Raw genomic sequence first — 13,577 nt, forward strand, 5'->3', positions numbered from 1 at the left:
GTGCAGAGCCGACTGATCGCTTGAACGGTCTGATCGCGAAATAATCACGCTCCCTCAGCTCCACAGATCAAGCATGAAAAATCCTATGTCTGAACACGATTGGCGCATCCTGCTGGTGGAAGACCATCCCTTTCAGCTCAGGGCAACCCAATACCTGCTGGAGAGTTATGGCTTCACGCAACTCACCGCAACTGATAGCGCCGAAGCCGCCTTGCAGCAAATGCTCAAGTCGTCGCAACCCTTCGACATCTTGCTGTGCGATCAATGCCTGCCCGACCTTCCCGGCCTTGATTTGATCGAATTAGCCAGTCAACGAGGAATGATCAGGAAGGCAATATTGCTGAGCAGTTTGACAACCCTTGAATTGGACGGTCTTGAAAGAATGGCCGGCGAACACGGACTGCCCTTGTTGGGTTACTTGATAAAACCCCTGAAACAATCAGACTTCAGAAACTTGTTGACCCTCGCTTAATTATAAAAAAGCAACAACGACACACTAAAACCCTACATTTAAAAACAAATAAAACCCACACACCCATCTCTTCAACAACCCGGACACACATACAACACTTTCACACGTCCTTATGCGAAACCTAGTTGATCCGTAGTCCGATTCTTCTTCCTCCGTAGGATTTGTCCTATATTGCCACCACAGCCCCCTCAGTTCATGCCCCCCTCAACTATCTGAGCTAAGGTGCGCGCTTTATCTGAGCGCGTATGGGATTTGATTATGAACTCCGTTTTTATTGTCGACGATCACCCCGTCATCCGACTTGCCGTCCGAATGTTGCTGGAACATGAGGGTTACAAAGTCGTCGGCGAAACTGATAATGGGGTCGACGCCATGCAGATGGTTCGTGAATGCATGCCCGACCTGGTCATTCTCGACATCAGCATCCCCAAACTGGATGGGCTGGAAGTTCTCTCCCGTTTCAACGCAATGAGTTGCCCCCTGAAAACACTGGTGCTAACGGCCCAGTGCCCGACACTTTTCGGGATTCGATGCATGCAATCCGGCGCATCAGGGTATGTCTGCAAACAGGAAGACCTGAGTGAACTGGTGAGCGCGATTAAAGCTGTGCTGTCAGGTTACAACTATTTCCCCAGCCAGGCCTTGAATCCTGTTCGTGCCGACGATGAGCGATACGCGGACCTGGAGTTGTTCAAGTCAGTCAACGACCGAGAGTTGATGGTATTGCAACTTTTTGCCCAGGGCCGCACTAACAAGGAAATTGCCAAAGGCATGTTCCTGAGCAACAAGACTGTCAGTACTTATAAAAAACGCCTCATGCAAAAACTCAAAGCCAAATCGCTTGTTGAACTCATTGATATGGCAAAACGCAACGCGTTAGTGTGAGAGACAGGATGCCCCGTCGTATAAAGGATTATCTGATACTGCTGACCGCGGGCTTATGCCTGAACACCTCAGTGCGCGCGGCACAGACTGCGAGTGAGCATTACACCCTGCTCAGTCGTTCAATGACCGGACACATGGAAGTCCAGCTGGATAAATCACAACAACAATGGCTCAACAATAAGCGTGAACTGATACTGGGTACCTCTGCTCCCGACTATCCTCCTTTCGACCTGAGCATCAGCGGCCACGACTACGAAGGCTTCACCGCTGATTACGCCGGCATCCTGGGCAAGTCCACCGGTTTGCCAGTCAAGGTACAGCGCTACGCCACCCGTGGAGACGCGATCGAGGCACTGGAAAAAGGCGAGGTCGACATGCTCGGCAGCGCCAACGGTTTTGAAGCCCGTAATGCCGACATCGTACTGTCCACCCCCTATGCCGTGGATCAGCCGGTTCTGGTGACACGGGAAGGCGAAACCAGATCCCTGAGCGATGGCCTCGCCGGGCTAAGGTTGAGCATGGTGTACCACTATTTGCCGCTGGACGAAGTCAAAGCCCTGTACCCGAAAGCGATCATCACCTCCTACCCCTCCTACCAGAATGCAATCAATGCGGTGGCTTTCGACCAGGCCGATGTTTTTCTTGGCGACACCATTTCAACTCATTACATAATCAACAAGGGTTATCTGAACAACATCCGCATGGCCAACTTCGGTAAACACGAAGCCCACGGTTTCAGCTTTGCCGTGCACAAGGACAACCCGGATCTGCTCGGGATCATTAACGCAATCCTCAAGGCGACCCCTGGCAGCGAACGAGAAAACATCGCCAAACGCTGGAGTGCGGGCAGTGACATTCTCCTGACCGATCAGAAACTGCAACTCACCGACCGCGAAGAACGCTGGCTGGCGCAACATCCAGTCGTGCGCGTCGTGGTCAACGAGGCCTTGGCGCCGCTGACTTTTTTCGACAGCGACGGTAACTTTCGCGGTGTCTCCGCCGACTTGCTCGAACTGATCAGATTGCGCACCGGCTTGCGTTTCGACATCCATCGCAGCCGCAACGACGACGAGATGATCGAGCAGGTCAACAGCCATCAGGCCGACCTGATTGCCGCACTGCTCCCCAGTGTGCAACGTGAAACGCTGCTGAACTTCAGCCGTCCTTATCTGGAAAACTCGGTCGTCCTGCTGACTCGCAAAGCGGCCGACAGCCCGTCAAACCTGACGCAGCTGATGGACAAGCGCGTCGCCATTGCCCAAGGCAACCCAATGGCGGATTACCTGCGCCGCGAGTTCCCGAAAATCCATCTGATCGAAACGCCAGACACCTTCAGTGCCGTGGAATTACTCGCCGAGGGCCAGGCTGAAGGTGCCGTGAGTTCCTTGGTGATCGCCAACTATTTCATCTCATCGCGGATTTTCGAGCACACGCTTCAGATCAGCACCACCATCGGCACCCGGCAAGCCGCATTCTCCCTCGCGACCGGACGCGACGCCAAAGAGCTGGCTTCGATCCTCGACAAGGCACTGCTCAGCATCGCACCGGAAGAGCTGGGCATCATCAACAGCCGCTGGCGAGGTTACTCATCGGCCTCACAAAGCACCTGGCGCAACTATCACCGGGTGTTCTACCAGATCGTGCTCGGTATCGGTTTGCTGCTGCTGATTTCCGTGACCTGGAACGCCTACATGCGTCGCCAGATCAATCAGCGGCTGGCCGCCGAGCGTGCCCTGAACGACCAACTCGAATTCATGCGGTCGCTGGTCAACGGAACGCCTCATCCCATCTACGTGCGTGATCGCCAGGGAGTGTTGCAAAGCTGCAACGACAGTTACCTGGAGACCTTCTGCGCCAGACGCGAAGACGTGATTGGAAAAAGCGTCATGCAGGGCAGCATGAGCAACTCCTTTGAGGCGCATAAGTATCATGCTGATTACCAGCGGGTCGTGACCGAAGGCACGCCGTTGATTCTCGACCGGCCACTGCATATCGGCGACCGAACACTGACGATCTATCATTGGATTCTTCCCTACCGCGACTCCAGCGGTGAAGTGCAAGGCATCATTGGCGGCTGGATCGACATCAGCGAGCGCCGCCAACTGTTCGATGACCTGCGCGCCGCGAAAGAGCGTGCGGATGAAGCCAACCGCGCCAAAAGCACTTTTCTGGCGACCATGAGTCATGAGATCCGCACGCCGATGAATGCCATCATCGGCATGCTCGAACTGACCCTCAAGCGTATCGATCACAGTCATCCGGATCGCCCGGCCATTGACGTGGCCTACCACTCGGCGAAAGACCTGCTAAACCTGATCGGCGACATTCTTGATATTGCACGGATTGAATCCGGGCGTCTGAGCCTGAGCCCGGAGCGCGTCAACCTGAAAGAAACCGTGGCCTCGGTGGTGCGGATCTTCGACGGACTGGCCCGCCAGAAAAACCTTGGCCTGCGGCTGGACTTCAACCCTGCAGAACCGCCCACCGATGTCCTGCTGGACCCGATGCGCTTCAAGCAGGTGCTGTCCAACCTGGTGAGCAACGCCATCAAATTCACCGAGCAGGGTCAGGTCCGTATTGTGGTGGAGCTGCATCCGTGCGACGAACCCGAGCGGGTGCTGCTGCAGTTGCAGGTTCAGGACAGCGGCGTCGGGATCAGTGAACAGGATCAACGGCGCTTGTTCGAGCCTTTCGCCCAGGCCGATCATTCCGGGCAATCCCCCAGAGGCGGTGCGGGGCTTGGCCTGGTAATCAGCCGCAATCTGTGCGAGATGATGGGCGGCAGCCTGCAATTGACCAGTCAGGCCGGCATCGGCACTCAGGTTCAGGTCTCGTTGAACCTTGCCACGCTGCCTGCCGAGCGGGTGACGGAAACCATTCAACCGTCTATCCATACAACCGCGGCTGCGCTGAATGTCCTGGTGGTCGACGACCATCCCGCCAATCGCTTGCTCATGTGTCAGCAACTGGAATTCCTGGGGCATCGCTTCAGCGCCGCACCGGATGGCGCAGCGGGGTTAAAGGCCTGGAAAGACGGGTTGTTCGATCTGGTGATCGTCGATTGCAACATGCCGATCATGGATGGCTACGAACTGGCTCGATCCATTCGCCAACATGAACAACAAAACCAGTTCCGGCCTTGTACCGTGCTGGGGTTCACCGCTAATGCACAGCCCGAAGAAATACAACGCTGCAAACAAGCCGGAATGGACGACTGCCTGTTCAAACCCCTCAGCCTCACTGCCCTGAGTCAATGGGTTGGAGGCATTGCGCCGTTGGTCCGCGACCCGGCCTTCAGCCTTGAAGGGCTACATCTGTTGACGGGCGGCAACCCTACGCTGGATCAGCGATTGTTGTCCGAACTCCTGAACAGCAACCGTCTGGACCGGCAAGAGTTACTGGCGTTATCACCTTCCCAGGACCCGCAGTCCTTCATCGACGTGGCTCACAAAATCAAGGGCGCTGCGCGAATCGTCCAGGCAGGCCGATTGATCGATAGCTGCGAGGCGCTCGAAAACGCCTGTCATGAAGCGTTCCACCCTGATGAAGTCGTCAAACGCACCAAAGCCATGGAGCGCGCGATGCTCGAACTGGAGCAGGCATTGCAGCAACAGATAGGCCACAACGACAAAAGCAGAATGATGGAGCCTTAACTATGCTTGGACGCTGAGCAGTGTGTTAACCATCATGGAGAGACCCGCAATGCCCAGCCCACTGCGCCCGGATCAACGCCGCTTTCCCCTGCACATCCATATCAGTGTGATGTTCACCTTCCTGTTGTTGCTGACCGGCGTGGTGCTGGGCATTTTCAACTATGGACAAACCACGCAGATCATTCTTTCGAGCAGTGAAAAGCTCTTCAACCGCATCGAGCAGGATGTCCGTCTGGACCTGCAAGGCACCTATGAACCGATTCGCCATCTGCTGAGCCTGCTGGCGGACTACCCGGCGACGCGCGCGCCGGACCTGGAGCAACGCCTGGCGTTGCTCAAGCCCTTCAGCCAGTCGCTCAATGACAACCCCAATCTGGCATCGTTGTACCTGGGCTACGGCAACGGCGACTTTTTCATGGTTCGCCCCTTGCGGACCGCTGCCCTGAGAACCGGGTTGAAAGCCCCGGAGACAGCAGCGTTTCAAGTCTGGAGCATCGAACACAACGGCAGCAATGGCCAGATCCGTTCTCAATCCCTGTTTTTTGATCAGGCCCTGACACTCATCAGCCGCCAGGACAATCCCGACGAAACCTACGATCCCCGCACCCGCGCCTGGTTCTCCAGCGCCCTCGGCGACGTCGACCAGATCACCACCGAACCCTACGTTTTTTTCTCCACCCACAACGTCGGCACCACCCTGGCCCGGCGTAGCGGTGAAAACGCGGTGATGGCTGCCGACCTGACGCTGGCGGAACTGTCGGCGACCCTGGCCAAACATGTGGTGACGCCGCACACCGAAATCGTGCTGTTCGATGCACAAGGCAATGCCATCGCTTACCCCGACAGCAGCAAACTGATCATCGATGACCAGACCGCTCACCTGAACAAGGCGGCCGACCTGAGTCCCGGCCTCAGTGCCCTGATTAACCATCCTCCCGCCGGCAATCGCCTGGACGCCGCCGGTCGGCAATGGATCGTGGCACGCAGCAGCATGACGGAGGGAGGGCCCCAAGGGCTGCAACTGGCGATGCTGGTGCCAGAAGACGAGTTACTCGCCGACGCCTACCGCATGCGTTGGCAAGGTGCACTGATTACCCTGGCGACATTGCTGCTGTGCCTGCCCGTGGGCTGGTTGACCTCCAGAGTCCTGGTCAAGCCGCTGCGCACGCTGGTGCAGGAAGCTGACGCGATTCGCAGTTTCAACTTCAACTTTCCGCCCAGTCGTCGATCGCCGGTGCTCGAAGTTGACCAACTGAGCGTGTCGATGGCGCGGGTGAAGGACACCCTGGGCAGTTTTTTTCAGATCACCGATAGCCTGAGCGCCGAGACCCGCTTCGCGCCACTCCTGCAGCGGGTGTTGTTCGAAACCGTGAAAATCGGCCAGGCCCAGGCCGGTCTGATTTACCTGCGCGAACGTGACAGCGATCGCATGGAGCCCCAAGGCCTGGTCATCAATGGCACGTCACAGGCATTGCCGTCGTTCGGTGTTCAAGGACACGAACTCCAGGACCCGCAGAGCCCGCAGTGGTTGCAGCAGTTGTCGAATGCCGACAATGTCGTCACCAACCTGGGTTTCGAACAGGCCGGGGATTTGCAGAAGGTGATGCTCGCGCTGGAATGCCCCCGGGTACACCTGATCGGCATCCGATTGCACAATCGGCACAACGAAACCGTGGGCCTGCTGGTCCTGCTACTAGCCGACAGTGGCACACAACGCGACCTGGAAAAACTGCGCCCGGACCGCATCGCGTTTCTCCAGGCTGTTTCCGGCGCGGCCGCCGTGAGCATTGAGAGCCAGCGCCTGCAAGCCAAACAGAAACAACTGTTGGACGCCTTCATTCAACTGCTGGCCGGCGCGATCGATGCCAAGAGCCCCTACACCGGAGGTCACTGCCAGCGTGTGCCGGAGCTGACCCTGATGCTTGCCCAGGCGGCGGCTGCCAGTCAGGCCCCGGCCTTCAGCGACTACCAACCCACCGAAGATGAGTGGGAAGCGCTGCACATTGCGGCCTGGCTGCACGACTGCGGAAAGGTCACGACACCTGAATACGTGGTCGACAAAGCCACCAAGCTGGAGACCCTGAACGACCGCATCCATGAAATCCGCACCCGTTTCGAAGTCCTCAAGCGCGATGCCTGGATCAACTATTGGCAGGCTATCGCTTTGGGCGGAGACGAGCAGCACCTGGCCGGATTGCGCAATGCCAACCTGTCCGGGCTGGATGATGATTTCGCCTTCGTCGCCCGCTGCAATCTGGGTGCAGAGGCCATGGCCGAGGCCGACCTGCAACGTCTGCGCAGTATTGCCCAACGCAACTGGACCCGAACCCTGGACGATCGAATCGGTGTGTCCTGGGAAGAGAACCGACGCCAGGCACAAACCCCGGCGCCGACTTTGCCGGTCAGCGAGCCGCTGTTGGCGGACAAGTCCGAGCACCTGCTCGAACGCGCCGAAAGCGAGCTGATCCCCGAAGACAACCCCTGGGGTTTCAAGCTCGATGTGCCGCGCTACAAGTACAACCGTGGCGAGCTCTACAACCTGAGCATCACCCGCGGCACGCTGACCCGCGAAGAGCGTTACATCATCAATCACCACATGGTGCAGACGATTCTGATGCTCAGCCACCTGCCCTTCCCCGGCCACCTCAACAATGTCGCGGAAATCGCCGGAGGCCATCACGAGAAAATGGACGGCACCGGTTATCCCAAACGGTTGAAGCGCGAAGAAATGAGCCTGCCGGCGCGGATGATGGCGATTGCCGATATTTTCGAGGCGCTGACCGCCGCCGACCGCCCCTACAAGAAGGCCAAAACCTTGAGTGAAGCGCTGGCCATCATGGCCACGATGTGCCGAGACGCCCATATCGATCCGGAGCTGTTCGGCTTGTTCATCAACGCCGGCATCTATCTGCAGTACGCCGACCGGTTCCTCGATCCACGACAGATCGATGCGGTCGACCCGTCAAGCCTGCTGGTCAAGGCCGGCTTGAGGGCGTGATCAGCAATCGGTGAGGCGCAGGAAAATCGTCGCCAGTTGCTCGATACCGGCCTGATCATCAGCGGTAAACCGCGCGAGTTTCGGACTGTCGAGGTCCAGCACGCCGATCAGGCGACCGTCCTTGACCAGCGGCACGACCAGCTCGCTGTTCGATGCGCTGTCGCAGGCAATGTGCCCGGGGAACGCGTGAACGTCCTCGACAAGCTGGGTCTGCAAGGTCGCCGCCGCCGTCCCGCACACGCCGCGACCGAACGGAATGCGCACACAGGCGATCTGCCCCTGAAACGGGCCGAGCACCAGTTCTTCGTTGCGATTGAGGTAGAAACCGGCCCAGTTCAGGTCGTCGAGCTGGCTGTACAGGAACGCCGAAAACTGGGCGGCGTTGGCGATGAAGTCACGCTCGTCCGCCAGCAACGACTCCAGCTGCGCCCATAACATGCCGTAACCGTCCAGGCCTTGGCCGCTCTTCTGTAAATCGATCATGCTTTGTGCTCCAACAGCTTCAGCCCCACCCAATAACGGGCAAATTGATACGCGCAGCGTCCATTGCGATTGCCCCGGCCCGTCGCCCAGCGCACGGCGAGGATGTCCAGTTCTTCGTTGCGCTGCCACTCAAGGCCGGATTTTCCGGCCAATTGACCGATCCAGTGCTCGACGACGTCAAGGAAGTGCTCTTGAGTAAACGGATAGAACGACAGCCACAATCCAAAACGGTCCGACAGCGCGATCTTGTCTTCCACCGCCTCGCTGGGATGCAGTTCGCCATCGACCCGTTTCCAGTTTTCGTTATCGCTTTCCTTTTCCGGCACCAGGTGGCGACGGTTGGAGGTGGCGTACAGCAAAACGTTATCCGGCGCCTGTTCGAGAGAGCCGTCGAGCACGCTCTTGAGCACGCGATAGTCGCCTTCACCCGATTCAAACGACAGGTCATCGCAGAACAACACGAAACGTTGAGGCAGCCTGGCGATCTGTTCGACCACACGCGGCAGGTCCGCCAGGTGATCGCGCTCGATCTCGATCAGCCGCAAGCCGGCCTTGGCGTGCTCGGCCAGCAAGGCGCGTACCAGCGACGATTTGCCGGTGCCGCGCGAGCCCCAGAGCAGCGCGTGGTTGGCGGGCATGCCGTCGAGGAACTGCTGGGTATTTCGCCCCAGTTGCTCCACTTGTCGGTCGACCCCGATCAGGTCGGACAACCGTGTGTCGAGGCTGACATGCAGCGGCAACAGAAAACCGCTGCGGCCTTCGCGTTGCCAGCGCGCGGCCAGGCATTGCGTCCAGTCGATGGCTTGCCGAGGTGCAGGCAAGAGCGGTTCGATACGGGCCAGGACGGCATCGGCGCGTTCAAGAAAAGCATTCAATCGGGAATCCACGTCTTCTCCTCGGGCACGTTCACAGTGATGATGGCATTACAGCGACGGTACACAGCATTCGGTATCCGGTTCATCCCTTGTTGCACAAGGGCTCGCGAGAACATCGGTATCCATGCATGATCGACTATGCTTGAGCAGCGAAGGGAAACGGAAGTGGTTCAACACCCCATGGATATCAAGTTCACCCACCGGCTGTCATACAAGCAAGCCAGGCTGACGGTGCTCGTCGGTTTCATTCTGGGCACGCTGCTCAGCCTGCTGCAAATAGGCATCGATTATGCCAGCGAAGACGCCTCCATCAACCGGGAAATCCTGTCTTTGCTGGAAATCAGTCATAACCCAGCGTCCCGTATCGCCTACAACATCGACGCCGAACTCGCCCAGGAACTGACCATGGGCCTGTTGCGCTCACCGGCGATCGTCGGCGGGCAACTGATTGACAACAACGGAACCGTTCTGGCCAGCGTCAAACGCCCGACCCAGCAAAACAATTACCGGATGATCAGCGACTTCCTGTTCGGCGCCAACCGCCAGTTCGAAGACCGCCTCTACCTCGACCACTTGCCGGACGAATCCCTCGGCACCTTGCGCCTGGAAGTCGATACCTACGCCTATGGCAGTCGTTTCCTGCGCCGGGCCGAGGTGACGCTGCTCAACGGCTTCGCTCGCAGCCTGATCCTGACCGGCATCCTGTTGGCGCTGTTCTACGTGATGCTGACAAAACCGCTGGTGCGGGTCATCCGCGAACTCAGCGGACGTGATCCGCGCAGCGCGGAACCGACCTGGCTGGAATACCCGAAAGGGCACAAAAACGATGAAATCGGTGTACTGGTCAAAGTGGCCAACCAGCAATTTGAAAACATCGCCACCGAAATCCAGCAGCGACGCAACGCTGAAAACCGCCTGACCGACTACCTCGGGCAACTGGAAAACATCGTCTCGGCCCGTACCGCGGAACTCAAGGCGATCAACGCCAGGCTTAGCCAATCCAACCAGGAACTGGAAGTCGCACGCAGCACCGCCCTCGATATGGCCGAAGCGCGCTCGGTGTTCCTTGCCAATATGAGCCATGAAATCCGCACGCCGCTCAATGGCCTGCTGGGGATGATTGCGCTCTCGCTGGACGGCCCGCTCAATGCCGAACAACAGCAACAGCTGTCCATTGCCCATGACTCGGGCAAAGTCCTGGTGGAACTGCTCAACGATATTCTCGACCTGTCGAAATTCGATGCCGGCCAGCTCGAACTTGAACACATTCCGTTCGACCTCGGGTCGCTGATCGAAGACACCGCCAACCTGCTGTCTCAGAACGCCGCGCCCAGCGTCGAGTTGACCTGCCTGATCGATCCGCACTTTCCGGCGTTGGTGCTGGGGGATCCGACGCGCGTCAGGCAGATCGTCAGCAACCTGTTGTCCAACGCCCTCAAGTTCACCCGTTTCGGTCGGGTCGATGTGCGTCTTTCAACGTTTGAAGATGGCGTCAGAATCGAAGTCTGCGACACCGGCATCGGGATTGCCCAGGATGCACAAGTCAAAATCTTCCAGCCCTTCACCCAGGCCGGTGCCGGCATCACCCGACAGTTCGGTGGCACCGGGTTGGGCCTGGCGCTGACTTATAACCTGTGCGAAGCCATGCAGGGGCGGCTGACCATCAGCTCGGAAGCGGGTTTCGGCAGCCAGTTCTGCGCCGACCTGCCGCTACCCTGCCACACCCGGGCCATGCCTGCGCCGCCTTTGACGGGCAAGGTCATCGCGATCACGGCGGCCCACAGCGGCCTGGCGGAACTGTTGAAAAACCTGCTGCCCGGCTGGGGCCTCGACTATCAACAACGCTCCATCGACGACTCATTGATCGGCCTCGACCCGGATGTATTGATCACCGACTGCCCCGAATGCCTGTTTGGCCTGCGCCCGAACCTCGACGCCCCTATCCTGCTGGTGACCGCCTACGGCAGCTTCATGCCCAGCGAAGAAGCGAGCGCCCTGGCGCCCCTGCAACAACAGGCGCGCCCTTTGGCGCGCAATGCGCTTTACCAGACCTTGCGCCGAGTGCTGCAGCCGGAAAGCAACCTGATCAACGGCGCCCGGGTCGAAGCCCTTACCCCGCAACGGCGCGGACGCGTCCTGTTGGTGGAGGACAACCCGGTCAATCAATTGGTGGCCAAGGGCATGCTCGGCAAACTCGGTTGCGAGGTGATTGTCGCCGCTCACGGCGCCGAAGCCCTGGATCAGCTCGAGCACAGCGAATTCGATCTGGTGCTGATGGACTGCAACATGCCGGTGATGGATGGTTACGAAGCCAGTCGGCAAATCCGCCGCAGCGGGCGCTGGCCACAATTGCCCATTGTGGCCTTGACCGCCAACGCCATGTCCGAGGAACGCGAACGCTGCCGTGTGGCGGGCATGAGCGACTACCTGGCCAAGCCCTTTCGCCGTGAAGAACTGGCCGCTCTACTCGACCTGTGGATACCGACTACGACAATGCTTTGATCTGCCCCAACAGGTGATCGAGACCGTTGCGCAGGTCATTCAGATCGACGCCGCTATCGCACAGCAACCGGGCCTTGAGCGGCCTGACCTGATCACGCAGGGCCTTGCCGGCTGGCGAAAGACTCAGGTGAACCTCACGCTCATCTCGCGCCGAACGCTGGCGCTGCACCAGTTGCAGTTGCTCTAGGCGCTTGAGCAACGGCGTCAGGGTGCCTGAATCCAGCGCCAGGCGCTCGCCCAGTGCCTTGACCGTCGGCTGTTCCGGCGCCGCTTCCTGCCATTCCCACAACACCAGCATCGCCAGGTATTGCGGATAGGTCAGGCCAAGTTGATCGAGCATCGGCTTGTACGCGCGGATGACCGCCCGAGAAGCGGCATACAGCTTGAAGCACAGCTGACTATCGAGATTCAGGGAGTCGACTGACAAGGTGTTCATTTGAGCAGGGCTTCGATCTCGCGGCTCAGGTCCTGCGGCTTGGTCGCCGGAGCGAAGCGCTTGACCAACTGACCGTCCTTGCCGATCAGGAACTTGGTGAAGTTCCACTTGATGCCCTGAGAACCCAGCACGCCCGGCGCACGTTTTTTCAACTGCACAAACAGCGGATGGGCGCCGGCGCCATTGACGTCAATCTTTTTGAACAGCGGGAAGCTGACACCGAAGTTCAACTCGCAGAACTCGGAAATCGCCCCTTCGTTACCCGGCTCTTGCTTGCCGAACTGATTGCAGGGAAAACCGAGCACCACCAGGCCCTGGTCCTTGTAGGTCTGCCACAATTCTTCGAGGCCTTTGTATTGCGGGGTGAAACCGCATTTGCTGGCGGTGTTGACCACCAGCACAGCTTTGCCGGCGAAATCGGCCAGGGTTTTTTGTTCACCTTTGATGGTGGTCACCGGGATGGTCAGCAGGTTGTCGCTCATGGGTCGGGCTCGATATGAAGGGACGAGCAGCAAACATAGCGAGCAATTGAATTGTGTGCAATCTAATTCAATCGCCTGGCGCGCAACCTCAACCTGTAGGAGCCGGCTTGCTGGCGATCGGCGCGCCGCGGTGTGTCAAATCCACCGCTATCGCCAGCAAGCCGGCTCCTACAGAGGATCGAGGTAATTTTATCCGCGCGGCACCAGGTCCAGGCACACCGAGTTGATGCAATAGCGCAGGCCGGTCGGCGGCGGGCCATCCGGGAACACGTGCCCCAGGTGCGCCTCGCATTTGGCGCAGACCACTTCGGTACGGATCATGCCGTGGCTGACGTCACGGATCTCGACCATCGCGCTGTCGCCGATCGGCGCGTAGAAGCTTGGCCAGCCGCAGCCGGAGTCAAATTTGGTCTTGGAGTCGAACAGCGGCTCGTTGCAGCAGATGCAGTGGTAAACGCCGTCAGTCTTGGTGTCGTTGTATTTGCCGGAGAACGGCCGTTCGGTGCCCTTGAGACGGCAAACGTTGTACTGCTCCGGATCGAGCATCGCCTTCCATTCTTCCAGGGTTTTTTCCAACTTTTCCATCGTCTCACCTCCGCAGCTGAAAAAGCCCGATCTGTACCTTTTCCACGGATCGGGCGGCACGTATGATTGCGCCTCGTCAAACGCCAGTCTGGCAGCCAGACCACGCGCATTCAAACGGATTTATGAGTGCTGCATCTCAAGGCGTCAGGCCTGTGTGAATACGCAGGATTCCCAGCACGGTCGTTCATACGCCGCCTGGATCGTTC

Annotated in this window: 10 protein-coding genes; 5 read left to right on the top strand and 5 right to left on the bottom strand. The window is 58.6% G+C overall.

Going from position 1 to position 13,577, the window contains the following annotated elements:
* Nucleotides 1-73 precede the first annotated feature (73 nt).
* The 4 genes from ACA072_RS20195 to ACA072_RS20210 all read left to right on the top strand — a co-directional run bounded on the left by ACA072_RS20195 (nt 74) and on the right by ACA072_RS20210 (nt 8,008).
* Nucleotides 74-472, top strand: a complete 399-nt coding sequence (locus ACA072_RS20195; RefSeq protein WP_497620136.1) for a response regulator — start codon at nt 74-76, stop codon at nt 470-472.
* A 258-nt stretch (nt 473-730) separates the two neighbouring features.
* Complete coding sequence (locus tag ACA072_RS20200; protein ID WP_109633597.1) at nt 731-1,357, top strand: response regulator transcription factor; 627 nt, start codon at nt 731-733, stop codon at nt 1,355-1,357.
* Between the two features lie 8 nt (nt 1,358-1,365).
* Nucleotides 1,366-5,010, top strand: coding sequence for a transporter substrate-binding domain-containing protein (locus ACA072_RS20205; protein ID WP_497620138.1), 3,645 nt, complete (start codon nt 1,366-1,368; stop codon nt 5,008-5,010).
* A 49-nt stretch (nt 5,011-5,059) separates the two neighbouring features.
* Complete coding sequence (locus ACA072_RS20210) at nt 5,060-8,008, top strand: HD domain-containing phosphohydrolase (protein WP_497620140.1); 2,949 nt, start codon at nt 5,060-5,062, stop codon at nt 8,006-8,008.
* Here ACA072_RS20210 and ACA072_RS20215 read toward each other — a convergent pair whose 3' ends face one another.
* Together ACA072_RS20215 and ACA072_RS20220 are read right to left on the bottom strand one after the other, a co-directional pair.
* The gene (locus ACA072_RS20215) at nt 8,009-8,491 is read right to left on the bottom strand and encodes a GAF domain-containing protein (RefSeq protein ID WP_497620142.1); all 483 of its coding nucleotides are present in this window, start codon (nt 8,489-8,491) and stop codon (nt 8,009-8,011) included.
* A complete protein-coding gene (locus ACA072_RS20220) occupies nt 8,488-9,378 on the bottom strand; it encodes an ATP-binding protein (RefSeq protein ID WP_010461274.1) in 891 nt (296 codons plus the stop codon). Before ACA072_RS20220 ends, ACA072_RS20215 begins: the two co-directional genes overlap by 4 nt.
* Before the next feature lie 168 nt (nt 9,379-9,546).
* Between ACA072_RS20220 and ACA072_RS20225 the strand changes: the two genes are divergently transcribed.
* On the top strand, nt 9,547-11,868 hold the full coding sequence (locus ACA072_RS20225; protein WP_497620145.1) for a hybrid sensor histidine kinase/response regulator: 2,322 nt from the start codon (nt 9,547-9,549) through the stop codon (nt 11,866-11,868).
* Here ACA072_RS20225 and ACA072_RS20230 read toward each other — a convergent pair.
* The 3 genes from ACA072_RS20230 to msrB form a co-directional block, all read right to left on the bottom strand.
* Nucleotides 11,852-12,304, bottom strand: a complete 453-nt coding sequence (locus ACA072_RS20230; RefSeq protein ID WP_497620147.1) for a MarR family winged helix-turn-helix transcriptional regulator — start codon at nt 12,302-12,304, stop codon at nt 11,852-11,854. The genes ACA072_RS20225 and ACA072_RS20230 overlap by 17 nt on opposite strands.
* Nucleotides 12,301-12,786, bottom strand: coding sequence for a glutathione peroxidase (locus tag ACA072_RS20235; protein ID WP_438659299.1), 486 nt, complete (start codon nt 12,784-12,786; stop codon nt 12,301-12,303). The genes ACA072_RS20230 and ACA072_RS20235 overlap by 4 nt, the downstream gene beginning before the upstream one ends.
* Before the next feature lie 189 nt (nt 12,787-12,975).
* Nucleotides 12,976-13,371 (bottom strand): peptide-methionine (R)-S-oxide reductase MsrB, encoded by a 396-nt coding sequence (gene msrB, locus ACA072_RS20240; protein ID WP_462042345.1) that lies wholly within the window; start codon nt 13,369-13,371, stop codon nt 12,976-12,978.
* Nucleotides 13,372-13,577 lie beyond the last annotated feature (206 nt).

This window comes from Pseudomonas sp. LBUM1656 (genome assembly GCF_059716065.1).